The following is a 22,602-nucleotide window of genomic DNA, read 5'->3' as shown; positions in this document are numbered from 1 at the left end:
CAATTACCCCAATTGAAGCGAAACTTTGTCACACAAGAATGAATACATCGCGTCGCACGGAAACCTTGCCGAGAGGGGCTTCCCTCTCTAAACGGGCCGCTTAACCGACAACCCGAACGGATCGGCCGTGGGCGACGCCTGCGTCCGGCTTTTCGCGCGCGTGGAGACCACCGCCCTGGACAGTCATGATGAAAGAGACGCCATGGTGCGCGCCGCCCTGCTGGAGCAGGGCGACAGCGGGATCACGCCGCGCCATATGCTGTTCTTTTTCAATGGCGATGATGCGGGGCTGGGCGATCTGAACGAGGTCGCGCGCCGCGCCGGCTATCTGACACGCGGGGATGAGGAATCCCTGGTGCTGGAGACGACGATTCCGGTCGACGAGGCGTCCTTCGCGCCTGTGTCGGCCATGATGCAATCCTGGGCCGCGGCCTTTCAGCTGGACTATGACGGCTGGGAGTGCGCGGTCGTGACGAACTGAGTAGACGCCGATGCCCAAGCGCACAGACATCCAGTCCATCCTGATCATCGGCGCCGGCCCGATCGTGATCGGTCAGGCGTGTGAGTTCGACTATTCGGGCGTTCAGGCCTGCAAGGCGCTGAAGGCCGAGGGCTACCGGGTCATCCTGGTGAACTCCAACCCCGCCACGATCATGACCGACCCGGAAGTGGCCGACGCCACCTATATCGAGCCGATCACCCCCGCCTTCGTCGAGAAGATCATTGCGAAAGAGCGGCCCGACGCCCTGCTGCCGACCATGGGCGGCCAGACCGCGCTGAACACGGCTCTGGCGCTGGACGCCTCGGGCACCCTGGCGAAATACGGCGTCGAGATGATCGGGGCCAAGGCCGACGTCATCGACAAGGCCGAGGATCGTCAGAAATTCCGCGACGCCATGGACAAGCTGGGCCTGGAGTCGCCCCGCAGCCGCGCCATCCACAAGATCGAGGAGGCGGACGAGGCCCTGGCCTTCGTCGGCCTGCCGGCCATCGTCCGGCCGTCCTTCACCCTGGCCGGGACCGGCGGCGGCATCGCCTATAACGTCGAGGAGTTCCACGAGATCGTGGAGCGCGGCCTGGACCTGTCGCCGACCACCGAGGTGCTGATCGAAGAGTCGGTGCTGGGCTGGAAGGAGTACGAGATGGAGGTCGTCCGCGACACGGCGGACAACTGCATCATCATCTGCTCGATCGAGAACATCGATCCGATGGGCGTCCACACCGGCGACAGCATCACCGTGGCCCCGGCCCTGACGCTGACGGACAAAGAATACCAGTTGATGCGGACGGGCTCGATCAACGTCCTGCGCGAGATCGGAGTCGAGACAGGCGGCTCGAACGTCCAGTGGGCCATCAATCCTGCCGACGGCCGCATGGTCGTGATCGAGATGAACCCGCGCGTGTCGCGGTCCTCGGCGCTGGCGTCAAAGGCCACCGGCTTCCCCATCGCCAAGGTCGCCGCACGCCTGGCCGTCGGCTATACGCTGGACGAGCTTCAGAACGACATCACCCAGGTCACCCCGGCCAGCTTCGAGCCGTCGATCGACTATGTCGTTATCAAGATCCCTCGTTTCGCCTTCGAGAAATACCCGGGCTCCGAGCCGCACCTGACCACGGCCATGAAGTCGGTCGGCGAGGTCATGGCCATCGGCCGCACCTTCCAGGAATCGATGCAGAAGGCCCTGCGCGGGCTGGAAACCGGTCTGTCCGGTTTCGACGACATCGAGATCGAGGGCGTGACCGAGATGGAGGACGAATCCTCCATCCGCGCCGCCGTCGTCAGGGCGCTGGGCCAGCCGACGCCCGACCGCATCCGCGTCATCGCCCAGGCCTTCCGTCACGGTCTGTCGGTCGAGGAGGTCCATGCCGCCTGCTCGTATGAGCCGTGGTTCCTGCGCCAGATCGCCGACATCGTCCGCACCGAGGGTCACGTCCGCGTCCAGGGCCTGCCGACCGAACCGACCGCCTTCCGCAAGCTGAAGTCCAAGGGCTTCTCGGACGCCCGACTGGCGACCCTGACCGGCAAGACCGAGGCCGAGGTGCGCAAGGCCCGTCGCAGTCTGGACGTCCGCCCGGTGTTCAAGCGCATCGACACCTGCGCCGCCGAGTTCGCCAGCGCCACGGCCTATATGTATTCGACCTATGAGACCGGCGCCCTGGGCCAGGTTCCCGAGTGCGAGGCCGAGCCGTCGGACAGGAAGAAGGCCATCATCCTGGGCGGCGGGCCCAACCGGATCGGTCAGGGGATCGAGTTCGACTACTGCTGCTGTCACGCGGCCTTCGCCTTTGCGGACATCGGCGTCGAGTCGATCATGGTCAACTGCAACCCCGAGACCGTCTCGACCGACTACGACACCTCCGACCGTCTGTATTTCGAGCCTCTGACCGAAGAGGACGTGCTGGAGCTGATCGACGTCGAGCGTTCGAAGGGCGAGCTGATCGGCGTCGTCGTGCAGTTCGGCGGCCAGACCCCGCTGAAGCTGGCCCACGCCCTGCAAGAGGACGGCGTGCCGATCCTGGGCACCAGCGTCGACAGCATCGACCTGGCCGAGGACCGCGAGCGGTTTCAGCGCATGTTGCAGGACATCGGCCTGATGCAGCCGCCGAACGGCCTGGCCCGCAGCGCCGAAGAAGCCGCGCAGAAGGCCGAGGAGGTCGGCTATCCGGTCGTGCTGCGCCCCTCATACGTGCTGGGCGGACGCGGCATGATGATCGTCCATGATCGTGAGCAACTGGACCGCTATGTCCATGAGGCCATGCGCGTCTCGGGCAGCGATCCCGTCCTGATCGACCACTATCTGAACCGCGCCACCGAGGTGGACGTCGACGCTCTGTGCGATGACGAGACGGTCTTTGTCGCCGGCGTGCTGGAACATATCGAGGAAGCCGGCGTCCACTCGGGCGACAGCGCCTGTTCGATGCCGCCCTTCTCGTTGCGGCCCGAGATCGTGGACGAGCTGAAGCGCCAGACCGAGGCCATGGCGCGGGCCCTGAAGGTGCGCGGCCTGATGAATGTGCAGTTCGCCATCGAGGAGCCGCACAGCGCCGCGCCGCGTATCTTCGTGCTGGAAGTGAACCCGCGCGCCAGCCGCACGGCGCCCTTCGTGGCCAAGACCATCGGCCAGCCCATCGCCGCCATCGCCGCCAAGGTCATGGCGGGCGTGCCGCTGGCCTCCTTCGGCCTGGCCGACAAGCCGCATGACCATATCGCGGTCAAGGAAGCGGTTTTCCCGTTCGCGCGCTTCGCGGGCGTGGACACGGTGCTGGGACCGGAAATGCGCTCGACCGGCGAGGTCATGGGTCTGGACTGGAAGCGGGACGGCGAGGCCGACATGGCCCCCGCCTTCGCCCGCGCCTTCGCCAAGTCCCAGATCGGCGGCGGCACCGTCCTGCCGACCGAGGGGACCGCCTTCGTCTCGGTCAAGGACGCCGACAAGCCTTTCATCCTCGAGGCCGTGAAAGCCCTGTTGGCCCAAGGGTTCGCGGTCATCGCCACCGGCGGCACCCACACCTATCTGAAGGACCAGGGGCTGGACGTCGGCTTCGTCAAGAAGGTGCTGGAAGGCCGCCCGAACGTCGTGGACGCGATGAAGAATGGTGAGGTTCAGCTGGTCTTCAACACGACCGAAGGCAAGCAGGCGCTGGCCGACAGCTTCTCGATCCGCCGCTCGGCGCTGATGATGAAGATCCCCTACTACACCACCGCCGCCGGGGCGCTGGCGGCGGCGCAGGGCATCGCGGCCATCAAAGCCGGCGAACTGGATGTCCGGCCGATCCAGGGCTACGCCTGAATTTGGAACCTCACCGGAATGATCCGGAATTGACGACGCCGCCGGGGGGACCCGGCGGCGTCCGGCCTCGCGAAGGGGCGAGGCCTGTCGCGCGACAACGGGGGATGTCCCCGCGCGACATTCCCTGGGACGGCGTTTACTCGCCGTCCTGAACCAGATCGCCCGGCTGCATGCCGACGGGGCAAGGGCCGACCCAGCGCGATTTGATGGCCATCTTGTGGGTCGAGGCGGGCTCGGCGTCGGCCGTGTTATCGATCGCCATTTCCAGGGTCATGATCTGCTCGGTCTGGCTGCCGACCATTGTGATGTTCGTCTTGGTGTGCACGCCCGACTGGACGCAAACGCCCGAGACCTTGAGGCCGCCACGGGCGCGGTCGACGGACTTGGTGCAGCCGGGCTGTTCGCCGAACAGCTGTTCGCGGGTTTCGGCGTCAAGCTCGGGGCCGACGCACATGCGGTTGGATTCGCCCTTTTCGTCGCCTTCCACATGGGTCGATTCCCACAGGCCAGCCTTGAAGATGGGCATGCCGGCGGGATCGAAGGACAGGTTGCTGGCAGTCGACGCGGTTTCACCGGCTTCGGCCTTGTCGGCGCCGGGGGCGGCGGTCTGATCGCCACAGGCCGACAGGGCCAGGACAGAGGCCAGAGTGATCAGGGAGGGGATTTTCATAGGTGCTTCCGAAGGTTGGAGGGCGGGCCCGAGGATTGCGGGACGCCATCGAGCCACGACACGGGGCGTAGATGGCGCCCCGTGTCGTGGCAGTCGGAATCCCCCGGCGCGCCGTTGGAGGGCGACACGCCATGGATCATCGTCATGACCCCTGAGTGTGCGATCAGCCACCGGTCTGCGACCGACATTCGACCAATAACGCCAGGATGCGACGGAGCGACGGGCTGGCAGGGCGAGGCCCGGCGCCCTACTGCGGAAGGATCGGATCGGGGGACGAATGGCGGTCAATCTGACGATGGCGTTGCTGCTGGCCGGGGCGGGGCTGCTGATCGGCAGCTTTCTGGCGCTGGTGTCCGTGCGGTTGCCGCTGGATGAGCCCATCGTGCTGAGCCGGTCGCGGTGCCGGGACTGCGGCCGGACCCTGTCGGCATGGCGGTTGATCCCGTTGCTGGGCTGGCTGGGCCAGCGGGGGCGATGCCGGGATTGTGGCTCCCCCATATCGGTTCGCTATCCGGCGATGGAGGCGGTGGCGGCAGGGATCGGCGTCTGGGCTGCCGTGAGCGCAGCCACGCCGGTCGAGGGGGTGATGCTGGCCATGCTGGGGTGGCAGTTGCTGCTGATCGCGGTGGTGGACGGCGAACATCAGTGGCTGCCCGACGTCCTGACGGCGCCGCTGTTCGTCACCGGACTGGCGGCGGCGTTGTGGCTGGGTCGCGCCGACTGGAGCGGCGCCCTGATCGACGCCGTGGCGGGCGCCGCCGTCGGCTTTGGCGGGCTGTGGCTGCTGGCGTGGCTGTATCGTCGGGTGCGGGGGCGAGAGGGATTGGGCGGGGGCGACCCGTTCCTGCTGGGCGCAGGCGGGGCCTGGGTCGGTTGGCTGGGTCTGCCCAGCGTTCTGCTGTGGGCGTCGGCGGCAGGGCTCAGCCTGATCGTGGCGCGACTGGCCCTGCGGCGGCCCGTCGGGCTTCAGGACCGGCTGGCGTTCGGGGTGTTTCTGGCGGCCGGGATCTGGCTGACGCGGCTGTATGGGCCGCTGGGCCTTTGAGGCGATTGCACTGCACTCCGCAGAAGAAAAGAGTGCAGTGCAGTGCAAGAGTCTAACTCCGGCGCGGTTCCAGATCCGCTGGGGTGAAGCCGGGCGCTTGAACATCCGGCATTGTAGCGCACGCCGGGGAGCCGTCCGGTCGATCGGCGCCGGAATAGCCGTCACCCTTGATTCATAACGCGATTTTCAGCGCCGTCATGATGGCCGGACGCCCCGGAGCGCGCCCTGGGCCTGAAGGGTGGCGTCGGCGTTTTCGGCGATGTTCAGGGCGGTGGCGGTGACGCCGTGCTGGCCCTCCAAGGTCTGCAGCCAGCCGAACAGGCCCGCCGAGGTCGCGCTTTCGACCGAAAAGCCCAGGGTGTCGCCCTCAACCTGGGTGGTGACGACCACGCCCGCCTCCTGCGCCGTCTGGCGCACGATGGCCTCGACATCGCCCAGCGGCAGGACCGCGCCGGGCGCCTGTCCCTTCAGTCGGGCAAGGCCGTCGTGAACGGCCGCCGCGCGGGTTCGGGCCGAACCCAGCCGGTCGGCGGCGTCCCCGCGCCATGACAGGGCGGGCGCAATCACGCCGTACCAGACCGCGAACAGGGCCAGCAGCAGGCCCAGGCCGCCCAGCATCCGCCGCTCGCGCATCGTGCGGCCCCGCCACGTCTCGATCAGGGGGTTGATGATGACGTTCATGTCGCCGCTCCCACAATCATGTCACTGACGATGCGGTCGCCGTCCTCGACCGTGCTCTGGTCGCGCAGGGACAGGCCCTGCCCGGCCGCCGCCTGTTTCAGGACTTCCAGATCGGAAGCGTTGGCATAGGTGACGGTGATGCGCAGTCCGCCGGGATCCAGCACCAGACTGTCCAGTTCAGCGCCATCAACCCGTTCCAGCGCCGCGAACAGGCGCGCGGCCGTGCCGGCTGAACCGCCGGAAGGCGGCGCCTCGGCCAGTCGCCGGGCCACCTCTGCGGCAGGGTCGGCGGTCGGGGGCGCGTCCGGCAGGGCCTGACGGACAGCGGCGCGCGCGGCGGCGTCGAGGCGGCGCGTCTGTATCTCGTCATGGCCGGCCTGGGCCAGAATGACCATCAGCGGCGACAGGATCACCAGTCCCGCAAGCGCGGCCGACCGTCGCCAACGGCCAGGCGTGGCGGGCGCGGCGCGGCGGGGGCCCGCCAGATTGACCGCCGGGTTCAGGGCGGCGGCGATCACCGCCCGCTCGACCGCCTCGGCCTCGGTCACAGGCTCGACCGCTCGCCCGTCAGCCAGAAGCTCCACCAGTTCGGCCTCTCCGCTGACCGCCAGCGACCGGCCTCGCAGGGCGGTGCGGGGGCCGAAGCGAATGGCGCTGAGGGCGGCGTCATCGTCGGGTTCGGGCGGGATCAGGCTGTCGGGCAGGATGGCGACAGGCGGGGCGCCCACATCCTCGGCCCAGGCGGTCCAGGCGGCGATCAGCGGGCGGGCGGCGAGGGCGACCAGACGGCCCTGCCCCTCGGTCGCCGGCCCGCCCAGGGCGACGGCGACGCGGTCGGGATCAACGGCCAGATCATCCCGCAGCGCCCAAGCGGCGGCGGCGGCGACCTGGGCGTCGCCCTTGCGTGGCAGATCCAGCCAGCGGACCAGAACGTCGGTTCCGGGCACGATCAGGACAGTGCGGACGGGCTCGCCCTCCAGCCGTTCGCCGGGCGCCAGCTGGCCGCGTTGCAGCACATGGCCGTCGCCGCCGACGATCAGCCAGGGCGAGGGCTGGCCCGCCTCGGCCAGCAACAGGATACGGGTTCGGCTCATTCGTCGGGTGTCCAGCGTTGGGCGACCGTGCGCAACCGGCCGTCGGAGCGTTGCTCCAGCAGCGAAGTGCGAACGATCCGCGCGCCGCCGAATTCGACGTCAGCGCGGAAGGTGAAATAGAGGGTGCGGACCGTGACCTGGTCCGAGGTCTCGGGCAGGCGATCCAAGGTGCGCAGGGCCGGCTGGGCCCAGAAGGCGTTGATGTCGCTCCAGCCGTCCGGCGGCGTCGCCTGGATCGCGCGGCGGGCGGCCGGCAGGCTGAGCCGCCCTTCGGTCAGCATGACCAGCAGGGGCGCCAGATCGGGCGTCAGGCTGTTGACGTTGACCGGCGACAGGTCGGCGATAGGCAAGGCGCAGACATAGGGGCGCAGGCGGGCATAGGCGGCGGAATCCACACCCCGCACGGCGCGCAGTTCGCTAACCTCGGCCAGCAAGGTTCCGGCGGTGCGGTAGGCGGGGTTCCGGGCGGCGTACAGGCTGTCCTCGCCGCCGCCGGGGCCGGGCGCGCCGTCCGCGTCGATCCAGTCGGCCAGCGCCTCGGCGATCTGGCGACCCTGCCCCTCGGGCACGCCGACCGTGCGGGCCAGGATGACGAACTGCTCGATCCCCAGGGCGCGGCGCTGGAACACGTCGCCGTGCCCCTCGACCACGCTGTTCAGGTTGAAACAGGTCTGGCCGTCGCGGATCGCGGCCTGGATCGACCCGCTCTCGATCGGGAAGGCGAAGACGCGGCCGTTCCATTGCGGATCGACCGGGGTCCGCACCGCGTCGGCGTCGTTCAAGCGGGCGATCTGGCGGCGGGCCAGGGTCTCGGCCCCCAGCGCATACCAGCGGGCCTGTGCGCCGCTCTCGGCGTTGGTGGTGCGGCGGATCGAGAAGCGCACGTCGTCCAGAATGGCCACGGCGATCACCGCCACCACCGCCACCAGCAGCAGGACGGTCAGCAGCGCGACGCCCCGGCGATCCCCACGATCCGGGCGCGCGCTCATCGCCCGGCTCCCACGAGGAACAGCTGGGTCATGGGGCCATAGCCGTCCAGCGTCAGGTCCAGACGCACGGCGTCGGGCAGCGGATCGTCCGAGCCGCCGACCCAGTCGGGCCGCTCCTGTCCCTCGTCGATGAAGGCGACGCGGGCGTTCGAGACGCCGCGGTACAGGACCTGCGGCGTCTCCCACCGGGCGCCGTCCAGCCGGGCGCGGAAGCGGCGCTCCAGACGGTTCTCGACGAGGCGGTATTCGACGGTCTGCATGGAGGCGCGGGGCGCGTCGCCGGGATTGCTCCAGCCCGCGCGGGTCAGGCGCAGCAGGGCGCCGTCCGCCTCCTGCCCCGTGGCCAGGGCGGTGAAGGCGCGCACGCCGCGCTCGTCGCGGGTGCGGCGGCCCGACGCCTGGGACAGGTCGGCGGCCAGCAGGGCGCGCAGCCGTTGCAGGTCGGCGGTGCGGTCGGACGCCGCCCTGACCGCCAGCCGGTTGTCGCTGGCCACCGCCAGCAGCGCCGCGCCTGCGCCCGCGATCAGGGCGAAGATCAACAGCGAGATCAGGACCTCGACCAGGGTGAAACCGGCGCGCGTCTTCATGACGTCGCGCTCCGGAACACGGTCAGCAGGGCGGCGGGGTCGGCGCCGTCAGCGACGCGGATATCGATGCGCAGAATCTCGGGATCGTCGGTGGCGACGACGCTGCGCGACCAGCGCCAGTCGCGGCCGGCCAGCGCGGTTCGGCCCTCGCCATCGGACGGCGGCCGGGGCGCGGTGACGGCCTCGACCGCCAGATTCTGGGCCACCACGCCGGCCAGGGTCCGCGTCTCGACCCGGACCTGACTGCGCGTGCTTTCGCCCTGAAGATTCAACAGGGCGACGGCCGCCAGGCTGAAGACGGCCAGCGCCACCAGCAGCTCCAGCAGGCTGAACCCGGACCGGTCGGCGCGGCGGCTCATGACAGGCGCACCTCGCCCGCCGCGTCCACGGTGACGCGCGCCGCGCCGCGCGGGCGGGTGATGCCGACGCTGACCGGATCGGCCGCGCCGATCACGTCGAAGACGATGCGGGCCGGCGCCTGCACTTTCGTGTCGGCGTCCCATGTGGTGGGCCGGAATGGGCCCTCGGACAGCGGTTTCCACGCCGCGCCGTCGAAGGCGGCGAAGCGATAGCCGTCGGCGTCGACCTCGACCGCGACGGGGCGATTGGTCAGCAGCGCCTCTTCGCGCGCGCGGATCAGGCGGGCGGCGAAGCGCTCGGCCTCGACCCCGACCGGCTGGCCCGGCGGCGGGGCGGTCAGCACCACGGCGGCGGCGGCCAGGCCGATGATGGCCACCACCAGCATCAGCTCCACCAGGGTGAAGCCGGCCCTGCGCCGGGGCCGATCAGCCCTGCCAGTTGCCGATGTCGGCGTCATTGCCCTCGCCCCCCTCGCGGCCGTCGGCGCCGAAGGACCAGATGTCGAACTGGCCGCCGTGCGCGCCGGGCTGGCGATACTGATACGGGTGGCCCCACGGGTCCTGCGGCAGGCGGCGGATGTAGCCGCCGTGGCGATAGCGGTCCGGATTGGCCAGGTCGGCGGGCGCCGCGACCAGGGCGTTCAGCCCGGCCCCGGCGTCGGGGAAGGTCAGATTGTCCAGACGATAGGTCTCGACCGCCTGCTCCAGCACGGCGATGTCGGCCCTGGCCTTGCCGATCATGGCGCGGTCCTGGCTGGGCAGGACGTTGATCGCCACCACCGTGGCCAGCAGGCCGATGATAACGACCACGACCATCAGCTCGACAAGGGTGAAGCCATCTCTTTTGCCGCTAGCGCGACGCGCGTGGCGCGGAGATTTTTGGGCGCTATCGCTCGCGGCGCGGCCGCTCGCTGCTTGAGCGCGTTGCGCGACATCTTGATGAGGAGTCGTTGGGGTCATGGCGGCTCTCATATTCAACCCATGGCCAGGGTGTTGATCTGAAGGATGGGCAGCAGGATCGACAGGACGATCATCGCCACCACGCCGCCCATGACGACGATGATCGCCGGTTCCAGCAGGCTGAGCATCACGGCGGTGAAGGTTTCGAACTCGCGTTCCAGATATTCGGCGGCGCGTTCCATCATCGGCTCCAGCTTGCCCGAGCCCTCGCCCGAGGCGGTCATGTGGACCAGGATCGGCGGGAAGACGTCGGCGCGGCGCATGGCGGCCGACAGGCCCCCGCCCTCGCGCACCGCCTCGGCCATGGCCTCGGTCGCCTGACGCAGGCGGCGGTTGGGCACGGTGCGGGCGGTGATAGTCAGCCCTTCCAGCACCGGCACGCCCGAGGCGATCATGGTGGACAGGGTGCGGGCCATACGGGCCGCGTGCAGGTCGCGGGTCAGCCGGCCCGTCACCGGCGCCTTCAGCAGCCAGCCGTCGAAGCGCAGGCGCAGGCCCGGATTACGCAGCGCCGCCGCCCCGCCGACTACGCCCAGACCGATCAGCAACACCACCAGCCAGCCCCAGCCGACCATCAGGTCCGACAGGCCGATGACCGCGCGGGTCAGCAGCGGCAGACTCTGGTTCATGCTCTCGAACTGATCCACCACCTTGGGCACTACCAGCACCATCAGGGCGGCGATGACGCCCAGCGCCACGACGGACAGGACGATGGGATAGATGAGGGCGGTCAGCACCTTTCCCTTCACCTGCTGCTCGCGCTCCAGCAGGTCGGCGAGGCGCGACAGGATCGGCGACAGGGCGCCCGAGCCCTCGCCCGCCGCGACCATGGCCCGGTACAGCGGCGGAAACGCCGCGCCCTGACGGCGCATGGCCTCGGACAGGCGATAGCCTTCCAGCACCCCGGCGTGGACACCGTTCAGCACGCGTTTGACGTTCGGCCGCTCGGCCTGCAGCGCGATGGTGCGCAGCGCCTCTTCCAGCGGGGTGACGGCGACCAGGGTCGCCAGCTGGCGGGTGATCAGGGTCAGTTGCTTGCCGCCCAGCTTCGCCCGGCCGGTCGCCTCGGCCGACGGAGCGGCGCCACCGCGCGAAGGCGCGACCTGCAAGGGCAGCAGGCGGCGGCGTTCCAGCTGGGCGCGGGCGGCGGCCTCGTCGGTCGCGGTGACGGCGCCGGAAACGGTGCGGCCCTTTGCATCGGCGGCGACATAGTCGAACACGGCCATCAGGCGACGGCCCCGGCGGTTTCGGGCGCGGTTTCCTGCCGGGTCACGCGGACCGCCTCCTCGACCGAGGTCAAACCCTGACGGACCAGATCGCGGGCGGACTGGAACAGGGTCGGGCGTTCGGCGAAGGCGATTTCGGCCAGCTCACTCTCGGTCGCGTCGGCGGCGATCAGGCGGCGGATGCGGTCATCGACGCGAACGACCTCATAGACGCCCATGCGACCGACATAGCCGGACTGGTTGCAGTGGGCGCAGCCGTGCGGGCGCCACACCGTCTCGCCTTCGCGCAGGCCCGCCAGACGGGCGGTGGCGGCGTCGGCGGGCTCGGCCGTCCGGCACTCGGAACACAGCCGCCGCACCAGCCGCTGGGCCACGATCAACCGCAGGGTCGAGGCCAGCAGGAAGGGCTCGACCCCCATGTCGCGCAGGCGGACCACCGCGCCGGTGGCGTCGTTGGTGTGGACGGTCGACAGCACCAGATGGCCGGTCAACGAGGCCTGAACAGCGATGGCCGCCGTCTCGGTATCGCGGATTTCGCCGACCATGACCACGTCCGGGTCCTGACGCAGGATGGCGCGCAGTCCGGCGGCGAAGGTCATGCCGACCTTGGTGTTGACCTGGGTCTGGCCGACGCCGTCGATGGCGTATTCGACCGGGTCCTCGACCGTCAGGATGTTGCGGGTGGCGTCGTTCAGCAGGGCCAGTCCGGCATACAGGCTGGTGGTCTTGCCCGAGCCGGTCGGGCCGGTGACCAGAATGACGCCGTTGGGTTCGGCCAGGGCGGCGCGGAAGTCGACCAGGGCGGCGGGCGTCATGCCCAGCGCCTCGAGCGACAGGCCGGCCTGATCCTTGTCCAGGATACGCAGCACCACCCGCTCGCCCGCCCGCGACGGCAGGGTCGAAACGCGCACGTCCAGCGTCTTGCCGCCCAGCGTCAGGGGGATGCGGCCGTCCTGGGGCACGCGCTTCTCGGCGATGTCCAGACGGGCCATGACCTTGACCCGCGACACCAGCAGGGGCGTGATGCGGGCGTTCAGGTTCAGCACCTCACGCAGCACGCCGTCGATGCGCATCCGCACCACCAGCGCCTGTTCATAGGGCTCGATATGGATGTCCGAGGCGCCGTTGCGCACTGCCTCGGCGATGACGCCGTTGATCAGGCGGATGATCGGCGCGTCGTCGGTCGTGTCCAGCAGATCGGCCGCCGCGGGCATGTCGTCGATCAGGCTGTCGAGGCCGGACGGCATGTCCAGATCGTCGGACGCCGCCAGTCCGTCGCCGCCATAGATGTCGGACAGGCGACGGTCGAACTCGGCCCGGGTCAGGCGCTGGATCGTCAGCGGACGGCCCAGCGCGCGGCGCGCCTCGACCAGCGCCAGAGGGTCCGCGCCGTCGCGCAGGCCGACCACGGCCAGATCGTCCTGGGTCAGGTCGAGCAGCACCACCCCGCGCGCGCGGGCGAAGGCATAGGGCAGCGAAGGATTGACCAGGGTGATCATGCGATCAGGGCTGGTCAGTCGCCGGGGCCAGCGGTGCGCCCGCGACCGGAGCGGCGGCGGCGACCGGGCCCGGCGGCGGCGCGTCGAGGGCCGACGGGGCGGCGGGCGGCTGGGTCCGCATATAATCGCGCAGCATGGCGTCCAGGCTGGGCTCCTCCTCCGGACGGACGCGCAGTTGCTCGTCCCGCATATAGCCCCAGCGGTCGGCGCTGACCCGCTGGGCGTCGCCCGCCGTGCGCACGATGGTGGGGCGGATGAACACCATCAGATTGGTGCGGCCGCGCTGGCGGCTGGTCGAGCGGAAAAGGGCGCCGACGCCGGGGATGTCGCCCAGGCCCGGCACCTTGTCGACGGCCAGACGCTCGTTCTGGTCCAGCAGACCGCCGGCCACGGCGATGTCGCCGTCGTCCAGGATCAGCGTCGTCTCCAGCTCGCGCTTGTTCAGCACCAGGTCCGAGGCGTTGGCGGTCAGGACGCCGTTGATGCTGCTGACCTCCTGACGCAGTTCAAGGGTGATCGAACCGCCGGCGTTGATCTGGGGTTTGATCTTCAGCTTGACGCCGATGTCCTGACGCTGGGTCGTGCGGAAGGGGTTGGAGTTGCCGTCCAGCAGGGTCTCGCCGGTCGTGATCGGCACTTCCTGGCCGACCAGGATGGTGGCTTCCTCGTTATCCAGCGTCATCAGCGACGGGGTCTGCAACAGGTTCGAGGCCTGGTCCGTCTTGGCCGCGTTGATGATGAAGCCGAACAGGCCGTCGCCGATGCGACCGCCACCGCCGCCGATGAAGCCATTGGCGCCCAGCAGGCTGTTGACCGCCGCGCGGCGCAGGGTGTCGCGCAGGGGGTCATCCTCGTCCAGATCGTTCGCCGCCGCGCCGCCGACGATGGGCAGCAGCGGTGTGGCGCTGTCGCTGTAGTTGGTCAGGCCGACCGGATTGCCGTCGGCGCCGGCCAGCAGCCACTGGACGCCAAGCTCCTTGACCGCATTGTCGGACAGTTCGACCACGATGGCCTCGATCAGCACCTGCTGGCGACGAACGTCCAGCTGGCGGATCACCTCGCTGACCATGCGCTGGGTCTCGGGCGAGGCCGAGATGACCAGGGCGTTGGCGCCCGCGAAACGGGCGATGCTGGCCTTTTGCCCCGGAACCGGGGCGGCCGGCGCCGCGGCCTCGGCGGGCGGAGCCGATCCGGCGGCGGGCGCGGCGTTGGCCGTGGCCGCAGTGATGGGCTGGCCCACCAGCTGTTGCAGAACCGGCAGAAGCTGCTCGGCGTTGGCGTGCTCCAGGAACACCACCTTCACATCGTCGGACGACAGGGCCCGACCGTCCAGATCGTCGATCAGGCCACGCACCCGCGCCACCGCCTGCGGGTCGCCGCGCAGGATGACGGAGTTGGAGCTGAGCACCGGCGTCACCGACACCATCCCCTGCCCCGGCTGGCCGCCCGGCGGGGCCAGAACCTGATCGATCACCTGGGCGATCTCGCGCGCCGAGGAGTGACGAAGCGTGACGACCTCGAACGACGCCCGATCCACGTCGATGCGCGCGATCAGGGCGCGGATGCGGCCCAGGTTGTCGGCGAAATCGGCCACCACCACGCTGTTGCCGACGGCGTTGGGCAGCACCTGTCCCTGGGCCCCGACCAGCGGACGGATGGTCTCGGCGGCCGAGGTCGCGTCGATGTGGCGCAGGGTGAAGACCTCGGTCGCGAACCGTTCGGCGCCGACGGTGGCGGGGCCCTGGGCGGCGCCCTGGGCCGGGCTGATGCGATAGGCGCCGGACGCGGTCGGCGTGACCACCAGGCCGTTGGCGCGCAGGGTCGACAGGAAGACCTCGAACAGCTGGGTCTGGCTGAGCGGGCGCTGGCTGCTGACGGTCACCGTGCCGCTGACGGCCGGGTCGACGATGAAGGTGCGGCCGGTGGTGCGGGCCACGTCCTGAATGAAGGCGCGAATGTCGGCGCCCTGGACGTTCAGGGTCTGGCGCGCGGCGGTCTGGGCCATCACGGGCGCGGCGGCCAGCGGTCCCTGCACAACGACAAGGGCCGCCAGGGCGACGGCGAGCGGGCGAACGGAAGGCATCAACGGCCGGTCCTTATGGTGGTGGTCTGCACCTGTCCGTTCCGCTCGAAGCGGATCTCGGCGGTGTCGGTGTTGGCGAGGTCCTGACGCAGGTCGCTGACCCGCTCCAGACTGTTCAGCGGCGTGCCGTTGACGGACAGCACGACGTCGCCGGGCTGAAGGCCGGTTGAGCGCAGCAGGGGCGCCTCGCCCCGGGCGCCGACGGTGAAGCCGTCGATGCGGGCGCCGCGCAGGCGGGGCCGCAGCGACGCCTGCGCCATCAGTTGCGTGGGATCGACCGTGGGGGTCGGGGGCGCCGCCTTGTGCCACGGACCGGAGGCGAGCGGCGCGGGCGCCGTTGCGGGCGCGGTCGACGGACCCATCACTTGCGGACCGGGCGGCGGCGGCGGCGGAGCGGGCGCGCCCTCAGGCTTTTCGGTGAAGATGAGGCGGCTGAGCGAGGCGCCGCGCGCCAGCACGACATGGTCGGCGGCGACGGCTTTCAGGATCAGGCCCGGCAGGACGGTCTCGCCCACGGCGACCGAAACCTGTTTGCCGTCCGATAGGCCGATGATCGCCGAACCGCCATCGGCGCCGCCGGCGCGCACGCCGTACAGACGCATCTGGCTGGCTTCTGCGCCCGTGGCCTCGGCCAGCGAACCCTGCCCTCCGGTGCGGAAGAAGGCGTCGAACCGGGCGAAGGCGCCGGGATCGGCGGGCGCGGCCGCGACCGGGAGGGACGAAGCCGGGGGCGTATCCGCGACGAAGATCATGACCAGACGGGCGCCCTGGACCGCCAGAACGGCGACCAGCGTCAGTTCAAGCGCCAGCCATCCGCGCCCGGACGCCAGTCGTCTGGAGGTCAGCCGTCCGGAGGCCAGCCGCCCCGCCCCCTCGCGGAGAGATTTCATTCCGTCTGCGACGCTTTTCATCGACACTCGACGCCCCGGCCGTCCCGGAAACGGGGCGACGCACGCTCAATACCGCACCCCTCATGTCAGGAGCCGCACAGAGCAATGACGTTGCGACGACGTTGCGATGACATTTGCACCGACGCAGGACAAAGCCCGCGTCGGCGCATCCGTCAAAAGCCGTCAGAACCGGGTCGAAAGGCCCAGTGAGACGGTGGTTCCCAGCTTGTACCCCTCGACCACGCCCTCGCTGCCGTCGGCGAAGGTCTGGAAGCGACGGTATTCCTCGCCCAGCAGGTTCTCGGCCTTGAAGCTGACGTCATAGTCACGGCCGGCGACCGTGAAGGTTTGGGCGGCGACCAGATCCACCAGCACCGGCGGCGTCTCCATCACGTCCGGCAGGCGGGTGGCGCCGGTGATGATGCCGGCGTCCGAGATGCGCTCGCCCTGATAGTTGATCAGCAGGTTGGCCCGGCGGCGCGCCGTCTCGTTCTCGAAACCGAACTGCAGATTGGCCAGCCATTCCGACTGCCCTTGCAGGCGGCGGGTGTAGGCGTCGGCGGTGACCTCGGAGTCCGACCAGGTGACGTTGGCGACCACAAACAGTTCGTTCTGCTCGAACCAGCCGACGGTCGGAGCCCACCGGTCCATCGGCAGGGTGTAGTCGATCTCGGCCTCGACGCCCGACAGGGTCGCCTCGCGTGCGTTCTGGAACGAGCGGCCGAAGCCTTCGCCGATCGGCTGATAGGTGCGTTCGATCGGGTTTTCGAAGATCTTGTGGAACAGGCCGATCGTGGCCGACTGGCGCTCGCCGAAATACCATTCCCAGCGCAGGTCCCAGTTCTCGATCTCGGCGATCTTCAGGTTGGGATTGCCGCGCTCCAGCGTGCCGGAGTCGTCGTCCAGGAACAGGGCGTTGGACAGTTCGCGCAGGTCGGGGCGGTTGATCGTCTTCGAATAGCCGGCGCGCAGCTGCATGTTGTCGGCGAACTCCCACGTCGCGGTCGCGGCCGGCAGCCAGAAGTCCTGATCCAGGATGGCCCGAACCGGGTCGCCCTCGCCGGCGAAACCGCGCGGCACGAAGCTGTTCACCTGCTGCGAGGAGTCTTCGTAGCGGACACCGGCGGTGACCCGCAGGGTGGACATCAGTTGGACCTCGGCCGAGCCGTAGCCGGCCATGACTTCCATCGTCGCGTCGAAGAAGTCCGACGGATCGGTGATGTCGTTCAGGGTGAAGCCGCCGTCGCCGCCGCCGATGTTGTCGGGGCTGAAGATGATCTCCGGCACATAGCTGCGCAGCTCCGGCGACACGATCACGCCCGGCGCCTGATAGAAATAGTAGCGGCGGCTGGCGAAGTCGCGCTGGCGGTCCTGATACAGGCCGCCGGCCCGCAGGGTCACCTCGCGCCCGGCGACCGCGCCGCTCAGCGTCAGGTCAAGGCCGGCCTCGACGTTCTCGTCCTCCAGCGCGCTGAAGAAGGTGCGGTTCGAGGCGTTGCCCGGCAGCAGGCGGAAGACGTTGTCGCTTTCCAGCCCATAAGTGTACTCGCGGCGATAGGGCGTGTCGCGGCTGGCCGTCGAATAGGCGCCCCGCCAGTCGATCTGCAGCCGATCCAGCGCCAGCGGCATGTAGAAGACGTGTTTGCCCGACAGCTGGTTGGCGTTCATCTGCTGCTCGATCCAGTTCAACCGCTGGAAGCTGACGACGTCGAAGGGCGTGTCGATGTCGGTTCCGCGGTCGATCTCGGCCTGCTGGCGGGTCTTGCGCAGCAGCAGGGTGGTCAGCTTGATCTCGTGATTCTCGTTGAACTGGATGCCGAAGGCGCCCAGGGCGTTGAGGGCGTATTGCTGTTCGGTGCGACGCGAGCCGCAATCCACGGCGTTGGACAGGCCGGAGTCGGCGCAGGCGCCGGGGCTGAACCGGTCGGCCGGCGCGCCGCCCGCCTCGAACGAGTTGCGGACGCCCTCGCGATTGCGGACCTGATAGTCATAATCGGCGGCCAGGAAGGCGCCCAGGCGGACGCCGTTCGGCAGGTCGATGATCTCGGCGCCCGACAGGTTGAAGCCGAAGTCCGGCAGGTTGCTGTCGGCGTCCATCGACCAGATGTTGCGCAGCGACAGACCGGCCGCACGCAGCATGGCCGGGTTGCCCTGGAACGACTCCAGCGACGGGTCGATGCCGATGATGTTGGGCAGGTTAAGGCTGTTGTCGGCGATGCCGATGTTCGACAGGCCGCCACCCGCATCCCAGTACAGGCCGTCCTTGCCGGTGGTTTCCGAATGGGCCGCGATCGAGGCGCCGAACTGGAAGAAACGCTCGTTCGGCACCGCACGCGTCGACAGGGCGATCAGGCCGCCGCTGAACTCGCCCGGATACTGGACCGAATAGGTCTTCTGGATCAGGGCGTTCGACACCAGCGAGGTCGGGAACAGGTCCAGCGGAACGACGCGCTTCAGCGGCTCCGGGCTGGGCAGGGTCGAACCGTCCAGCACGACGCTGGAATAGCGATCACCGAGGCCGCGCACATAGACATAGCCGTCGCCGACGATGGACAGGCCGGTCACGCGCGCCAAGGCCTCGCCGATCTCGGAGTCGCCTGCGCGCTGGATGTCCTCGACGCTCAGGATGTTGGCGACCTCGGAGGTTTCGCGTTTCACGTCCGGCACGAAGCGGCCGCGCACCACGATGTCGTCGAGGGTCGATACGGCGTCCTGATCGGCGGGCGATGCCTGAACCGGGATCTGGGCTGCGTCCTGGCCCCAGGCCAGGGTCGGTGCGGTCAGGATGGTGCTGGCGAGCAGGCCGGCGAGGCCGATCGTGCGGGTAGGCGTCATCTCGGAGATCCTTCGGTGCGTGCGCCGGAAGAAGAAGTCGAAAAAAGTGAGACGACGGGCGGCCGCTGGCCGCCCGTCGTTCAATGCAGGGACAGGCCTAGTCGTTCAGCCAGCGGGTCCAGCCCACGGTCCAGTTGCTGCCGGCGTCGCGAACGGCGCCGACGTAGTTGGCCGCGTCGAAGAAGGGATCGATGGCGGCCGGATTGACCGCCGTCACGCCCGTCTCGTTGACGCCGTTGATGTAGGCCCAGCCGCCGGCGGTGAACGGCGACAGGGTCGAGACGCCCGTGCGGCTGTTGGCGTCCTTGGTGAAGACCGCCTCGGCCTGGGTGCTGTGGAACGGGTTGGCCACCGAGATGTAGAAGGACGTCAACGTCAGCGCATTGGCGTCAGCCTGCGCAAAGGTGGCCGCATCATCGATCCGCAGGCCGCGCGAGAAATTCCCCGCCACGACATGGTTGTACAGCTTGCCCGCCGTGCCGCGACGCAGGCGGATGCCCGCGCCCCCGGCGGTGTTGCCGACCAGGGTCACGTTCGAGATCGTCGGGGCCGAACGCGGCGTGATGTCGTGGCCCAGTTCGTTGTTGTCGGCCTCGTAACCCGCGTCGCCGGCGGCTTGCAGCGGGTTCTGCACGATGACCACGTGCTGCACCTTGCCATTCCAGCCGAAGGTCCAGTCGAAGGCGTCGTCGTCGGCGCCGGTCATGACCAGGTGTTTGGCGTTCACCGAACCGCCGAAGAACTCGATCGTGTCATCGCCGCCGTTGTGGGCCTGGATGAAATCGACCGTGGTGCCCGAACCGGCGCCCCAGAAGGCGATCGAGTTCAGTTCGTTGGTTTCGCTGAAGCGGACGCCAGCGTATTCGACCCGCACGTAGCGCAGGGTGCCGGAGTTGTCGTTCGCCACATTGCCGCCGTAGGTGCCGGAGCCGCCTTCGGCCTCGGCCTCACACACGGCCGGGGCGGCCGGGCAGTTGTTGATCACGCCGCGGCCGAGCAGTTGCAGACCGCCCCATTCGCCCGAGTGCGGATCGTTGCGAACGCCCGCGCCCAGCGGATCACGCGCACCGACCAGACCCAGAAGGCTGGCGAAGCCCATGGCGTCGGCGCTGCTCAGCACGATCGGCTGGGCGGCCGTGCCCTGGGCGTTAATGCGCGATCCGCGCTGGATCGACAGCTGCGAGGTGCGGGTGCCGCCATAGATGCGCACGCCCGGATCGATCGACAGGACAGCGACGGCGCCGCCGGCCTTCTGACCGTCAAAGCCGACATCGCGGCCGACCTTGACGTTGCCGTTCAGCTGGTAAATCGGACCGGCGGTCAGGGTCAGGTTCGTCACGACGTCACCCGAGACGCGGCAGTGGCTCTGCGTCCCGACGGTGACGGTCGTCACGTTCGGATGCTGCGGGCAGGCGCCGTTGCCGGGCTGGCCCGGGTTACCCGGGTTGCCGGGGTTGTTCGGATTGCCCGTGCCGGGGTTGCCGCCGGTATTGCCGGGGGTCTGCAGTTCGGACGTGCCGTCACCACCGCATGCAGCGAGGAAAAGGGCGCTGGCGGCTACCGCCATCAGGGATTTCGTTTTGAACGCGGCCATTGTGCTCCACCGGGTCTGACCAGAATGTCGGACGGCGGAGTACGCGCGGCATTGCGCCGCGGGCCCCCTCGCCTGCCCCGATGGCCTGCCTAGGGGGCCTCCGTGACAGTGGCTTCGCCGTATTGCGACGTTTGGGAAGCGCTTCCACGACACTGAATCGGCGGTTCGATGAAAAGCCGTCCCGACCCGGAGCGACGTGTTGATGGTCGGCGTCCGGTTTCCGTCTCAAACCCGTCGCTGGGCATCCCCATAGGTTGGGGTTTCGAGCGATCATGAAAGGGAACGCCTCGCGGACGCCCCTCTTCCAACATCCGAGACCCAGATGAACCTTCGATATATCGGCCTGGCCCTGTCGGCCCTGCTGCTGCTCTCCGCCTGTGGCGGGGGAGGCGGCGATGGCGGTGGGGGCGATCCTCCCCCGCCTCCGCCCCAGAACGTCCAGATCACGATCACCCCCGACGCCATCGAGACGCCGGCCGAGGGAACCGTCGCCTTCACCTGCGCGGTCACGGGTTCGACCAACACCGCCTGCACCTGGCGCGTCGACGAACAGGGCGGCGGGACCATTTCGACCGGCGGCTTCTATACCGCCCCGACGGCGCAGGGGACCTATCATGTCACGGCCACGGCGTCGGCGGACACCAGCCGGACAGCCCGCGCCACGGTGACGGTGCGCCCGCGCCAGACCGGCGCCACGCCGTGGGTCACCGCCTATTACCTGGGCTACTACATGACCGACGGCACCTTCGGTCAACCGCCGCACACCATCGACATGTCCGCCATGACGCACTTGGCGATCGGCCGTGTCGCGCCCGGCACCGGCACGATCGACGACGTACCGCAGGTGGCCGGGGACGTGATTGAGGCCGCCGGCAATTTCCACAACCCCGACGCCTCTCGCTATCCCGGCATCGCCGAGGAGGACTATCTGATCGACCGTGCCCGGGCTGCGGGCGTCAAGACGCTGTTGATGCTCGGGGGCATGGGCGACGGCGAGGGCTTCATCCGCTCGTCGTCCGACGCGGTGCGACCGACGTTCGTGCGCAACATCGTCGACTATATGGTCGAGCACGATTACGACGGCCTGGACCTCGACTGGGAGGACAATCTGTCCGATGGCGGCGCGGGCGTCGACGGCGAGGAATCGCTTCGCCGCCTCGTCGCCTTGATCCATGACGTTCGGGCCGAGGCCAACAGCCGCGCCCGATATCGCGGGGCCAACGCTCCGGTTCTGATCACCTTCCCGGGGTACGGTCTCAGCCGCAACGACTATCCGGACGGCACCACCGGCGAACCGGCGGTCCCGGTCGAACAGTGGCGCCTCGATATCGCCCACGCTGTGGATCAGTACAATCTGATGAGCTACGGCATCGGCAGCGTGTATGACGCCGATGGCTGGCAGTCCTGGTTCACCAGTCCGATCTTCGGTGAAACCGGCAGCACCCCGTTCAGCCTCGACTACAGTGTTCGGAAATATGTCGCGGCCGGGGTTCCGCGCAGTCGGCTCGGAATCGGCATCGGCTTCTTCGGGATCTACTACAACCCCGGCGTGACGGGTCCGTACCAGAACATCAGCAATCTGCAGCTGGACGACAACGCCTTGGCCTGGAACCGTCTGCTGGAAGACGGCTACTTCAACACCGGTGACGTGCGCTGGCACGAGCTGTCGAAGTCGACCTATCGCGTCTACAGCGGCGCCGGTCACCGGCCGCCGGACGGTCGGGCCCCGGCCGGACTGCTGAGCTATGAGGACCAGCGCTCCATCGCCGCCAAGGGCCAGTGGGTCCGCGAGACCGGTCTGGGCGGCACGATCGTCTGGGCCATCAACTACGGCCACGTCCAGCAGGACCATTCCAACCCGCCCCTGCAGTGGACCAAACAGGCCTTCCTGCAATAGCGGGACAAGTCAGAACAACAGGGGCCCGCCGGAGCGATCCGGTGGGCCTTTCTTGTATCTGGACCTGATGGACTGACGACCGCTGCGGGCCTGCCAGACGGATGAGGCCGCAATCCCGAGGGGGCGAAGCTTCGGCAGGATGCTCGAAGCGCTTGCGGCTCTCTTGCCGATCAAGAGGGATAGCGCGCGTCTGGAGCACGCCCTCCTGCCCCACCTTCCTGCAACTGACCGGGATATGACAAAGGCCCGCCGGATCGCTCCGACGGGCCTGAGGTCTTGATGTCCCGGCCGCCCTTTCAGGCGGCGGCCGGGCTGTTGCGTGTCACCAGCTGAACTTGATCCCGGCGCGGGCGGTGAAGCCCTCGACCTCGCCGAAGTCGCCTTCGGCCTGGATGAAGCCGC

At 69.0% G+C, this 22,602-nt stretch carries 17 protein-coding genes and 1 pseudogene; 4 read left to right on the top strand and 14 right to left on the bottom strand.

From position 1 onward, the window contains the following. Positions 1 to 127: 127 nt before the first annotated feature. Both EON91_RS06900 and carB read left to right on the top strand, forming a co-directional pair. A complete protein-coding gene (locus tag EON91_RS06900) occupies positions 128 to 481 on the top strand; it encodes a hypothetical protein (RefSeq protein ID WP_292092800.1) in 354 nt (117 codons plus the stop codon). A 10-nt stretch (positions 482 to 491) separates the two neighbouring features. Further along, positions 492 to 3,791 (top strand): carbamoyl-phosphate synthase large subunit, encoded by a 3,300-nt coding sequence (gene carB / locus EON91_RS06895; protein WP_292092798.1) that lies wholly within the window; start codon positions 492 to 494, stop codon positions 3,789 to 3,791. A gap of 136 nt (positions 3,792 to 3,927) precedes the next feature. Here the strand turns inward: carB and EON91_RS06890 are convergent, their stop codons facing one another. Further along, positions 3,928 to 4,461 (bottom strand): DUF3617 family protein, encoded by a 534-nt coding sequence (locus tag EON91_RS06890; protein ID WP_292092797.1) that lies wholly within the window; start codon positions 4,459 to 4,461, stop codon positions 3,928 to 3,930. 277 nt (positions 4,462 to 4,738) lie between these two features. Between EON91_RS06890 and EON91_RS06885 the strand changes: the two genes are divergently transcribed. Further along, complete coding sequence (locus EON91_RS06885) at positions 4,739 to 5,506, top strand: A24 family peptidase (RefSeq protein ID WP_292092796.1); 768 nt, start codon at positions 4,739 to 4,741, stop codon at positions 5,504 to 5,506. 195 nt (positions 5,507 to 5,701) lie between these two features. Here the strand turns inward: EON91_RS06885 and gspM are convergent, their stop codons facing one another. The 13 genes and pseudogenes from gspM to EON91_RS06820 all read right to left on the bottom strand — a co-directional run bounded on the left by gspM (position 5,702) and on the right by EON91_RS06820 (position 20,276). Then, entirely contained in the window at positions 5,702 to 6,187 is a 486-nt protein-coding gene (gspM, locus tag EON91_RS06880) for a type II secretion system protein GspM (protein WP_292092794.1), read from the bottom strand. Continuing rightward, entirely contained in the window at positions 6,184 to 7,281 is a 1,098-nt protein-coding gene (gene gspL, locus EON91_RS06875) for a type II secretion system protein GspL (protein WP_292092793.1), read from the bottom strand. The genes gspM and gspL overlap by 4 nt, the downstream gene beginning before the upstream one ends. Beyond that, positions 7,278 to 8,270 carry a type II secretion system minor pseudopilin GspK gene (gspK, locus tag EON91_RS06870; RefSeq protein ID WP_292092791.1) on the bottom strand — a complete coding sequence of 331 codons (993 nt, stop codon included), beginning with the start codon at positions 8,268 to 8,270 and terminating at the stop codon, positions 7,278 to 7,280. Before gspK ends, gspL begins: the two co-directional genes overlap by 4 nt. Then, positions 8,267 to 8,857, bottom strand: coding sequence for a type II secretion system minor pseudopilin GspJ (gspJ, locus tag EON91_RS06865; RefSeq protein ID WP_292092790.1), 591 nt, complete (start codon positions 8,855 to 8,857; stop codon positions 8,267 to 8,269). Before gspJ ends, gspK begins: the two co-directional genes overlap by 4 nt. Then, the gene (gene gspI, locus EON91_RS06860) at positions 8,854 to 9,216 is read right to left on the bottom strand and encodes a type II secretion system minor pseudopilin GspI (RefSeq protein ID WP_292092789.1); all 363 of its coding nucleotides are present in this window, start codon (positions 9,214 to 9,216) and stop codon (positions 8,854 to 8,856) included. The genes gspJ and gspI overlap by 4 nt, the downstream gene beginning before the upstream one ends. Next, positions 9,213 to 9,674: a GspH/FimT family pseudopilin gene (locus tag EON91_RS06855; RefSeq protein WP_292092788.1), complete on the bottom strand. Its 462-nt coding sequence runs from the start codon at positions 9,672 to 9,674 to the stop codon at positions 9,213 to 9,215. Before EON91_RS06855 ends, gspI begins: the two co-directional genes overlap by 4 nt. Further along, positions 9,643 to 10,062 (bottom strand): annotated as a pseudogene (gene gspG, locus EON91_RS06850) (type II secretion system major pseudopilin GspG); the annotation flags it as partial. The pseudogene gspG and the gene EON91_RS06855, both read right to left, overlap by 32 nt. A gap of 128 nt (positions 10,063 to 10,190) precedes the next feature. Continuing rightward, positions 10,191 to 11,402, bottom strand: a complete 1,212-nt coding sequence (gene gspF / locus EON91_RS06845) for a type II secretion system inner membrane protein GspF (RefSeq protein ID WP_292092786.1) — start codon at positions 11,400 to 11,402, stop codon at positions 10,191 to 10,193. Next, positions 11,402 to 12,901: a type II secretion system ATPase GspE gene (gspE, locus tag EON91_RS06840; RefSeq protein ID WP_292092785.1), complete on the bottom strand. Its 1,500-nt coding sequence runs from the start codon at positions 12,899 to 12,901 to the stop codon at positions 11,402 to 11,404. Before gspE ends, gspF begins: the two co-directional genes overlap by 1 nt. Positions 12,902 to 12,905: 4 nt before the next feature. Next, positions 12,906 to 14,984: a type II secretion system secretin GspD gene (gene gspD, locus EON91_RS06835; RefSeq protein ID WP_292092784.1), complete on the bottom strand. Its 2,079-nt coding sequence runs from the start codon at positions 14,982 to 14,984 to the stop codon at positions 12,906 to 12,908. Then, positions 14,984 to 15,874, bottom strand: coding sequence for a type II secretion system protein N (locus tag EON91_RS06830; RefSeq protein ID WP_292092783.1), 891 nt, complete (start codon positions 15,872 to 15,874; stop codon positions 14,984 to 14,986). Before EON91_RS06830 ends, gspD begins: the two co-directional genes overlap by 1 nt. A gap of 183 nt (positions 15,875 to 16,057) precedes the next feature. Beyond that, positions 16,058 to 18,709, bottom strand: coding sequence for a TonB-dependent receptor (locus EON91_RS06825; protein ID WP_292092782.1), 2,652 nt, complete (start codon positions 18,707 to 18,709; stop codon positions 16,058 to 16,060). 97 nt (positions 18,710 to 18,806) lie between these two features. Next, positions 18,807 to 20,276 carry a hypothetical protein gene (locus EON91_RS06820; protein WP_292092780.1) on the bottom strand — a complete coding sequence of 490 codons (1,470 nt, stop codon included), beginning with the start codon at positions 20,274 to 20,276 and terminating at the stop codon, positions 18,807 to 18,809. A 349-nt stretch (positions 20,277 to 20,625) separates the two neighbouring features. On the opposite strand from EON91_RS06820, the gene EON91_RS06815 reads away from it, so the two are divergent. Continuing rightward, entirely contained in the window at positions 20,626 to 22,200 is a 1,575-nt protein-coding gene (locus EON91_RS06815) for a glycosyl hydrolase family 18 protein (protein WP_292092779.1), read from the top strand. Positions 22,201 to 22,602 lie beyond the last annotated feature (402 nt).

Origin of the sequence: Brevundimonas sp. (genome assembly GCF_004210735.1) — a bacterium.
Lineage (GTDB): Bacteria > Pseudomonadota > Alphaproteobacteria > Caulobacterales > Caulobacteraceae > Brevundimonas.
This window is presented reverse-complemented; position numbering and strand designations above follow the sequence as displayed.

What these genes read in the sequence shown, in the direction of transcription:
- gspJ (WP_292092790.1), bottom strand. Translation starts at nt 8,857, where the DNA reads ATGAAGACGCGCGCCGGTTTCACCCTGGTCGAGGTCCTGATCTCGCTG.
- EON91_RS06820 (WP_292092780.1), bottom strand. Translation starts at nt 20,276, where the DNA reads ATGGCGGTAGCCGCCAGCGCCCTTTTCCTCGCTGCATGCGGTGGTGAC.
- gspI (WP_292092789.1), bottom strand. Translation starts at nt 9,216, where the DNA reads ATGAGCCGCCGCGCCGACCGGTCCGGGTTCAGCCTGCTGGAGCTGCTG.
- EON91_RS06890 (WP_292092797.1), bottom strand. Translation starts at nt 4,461, where the DNA reads ATGAAAATCCCCTCCCTGATCACTCTGGCCTCTGTCCTGGCCCTGTCG.
- EON91_RS06830 (WP_292092783.1), bottom strand. Translation starts at nt 15,874, where the DNA reads ATGAAATCTCTCCGCGAGGGGGCGGGGCGGCTGGCCTCCGGACGGCTG.
- gspK (WP_292092791.1), bottom strand. Translation starts at nt 8,270, where the DNA reads ATGAGCGCGCGCCCGGATCGTGGGGATCGCCGGGGCGTCGCGCTGCTG.
- EON91_RS06815 (WP_292092779.1), top strand. Translation starts at nt 20,626, where the DNA reads ATGAACCTTCGATATATCGGCCTGGCCCTGTCGGCCCTGCTGCTGCTC.
- gspF (WP_292092786.1), bottom strand. Translation starts at nt 11,402, where the DNA reads ATGGCCGTGTTCGACTATGTCGCCGCCGATGCAAAGGGCCGCACCGTT.
- gspD (WP_292092784.1), bottom strand. Translation starts at nt 14,984, where the DNA reads ATGCCTTCCGTTCGCCCGCTCGCCGTCGCCCTGGCGGCCCTTGTCGTT.
- EON91_RS06885 (WP_292092796.1), top strand. Translation starts at nt 4,739, where the DNA reads ATGGCGGTCAATCTGACGATGGCGTTGCTGCTGGCCGGGGCGGGGCTG.
- EON91_RS06825 (WP_292092782.1), bottom strand. Translation starts at nt 18,709, where the DNA reads ATGACGCCTACCCGCACGATCGGCCTCGCCGGCCTGCTCGCCAGCACC.
- EON91_RS06855 (WP_292092788.1), bottom strand. Translation starts at nt 9,674, where the DNA reads ATGACGCCGACATCGGCAACTGGCAGGGCTGATCGGCCCCGGCGCAGG.
- carB (WP_292092798.1), top strand. Translation starts at nt 492, where the DNA reads ATGCCCAAGCGCACAGACATCCAGTCCATCCTGATCATCGGCGCCGGC.
- gspE (WP_292092785.1), bottom strand. Translation starts at nt 12,901, where the DNA reads ATGATCACCCTGGTCAATCCTTCGCTGCCCTATGCCTTCGCCCGCGCG.
- gspL (WP_292092793.1), bottom strand. Translation starts at nt 7,281, where the DNA reads ATGAGCCGAACCCGTATCCTGTTGCTGGCCGAGGCGGGCCAGCCCTCG.
- gspM (WP_292092794.1), bottom strand. Translation starts at nt 6,187, where the DNA reads ATGAACGTCATCATCAACCCCCTGATCGAGACGTGGCGGGGCCGCACG.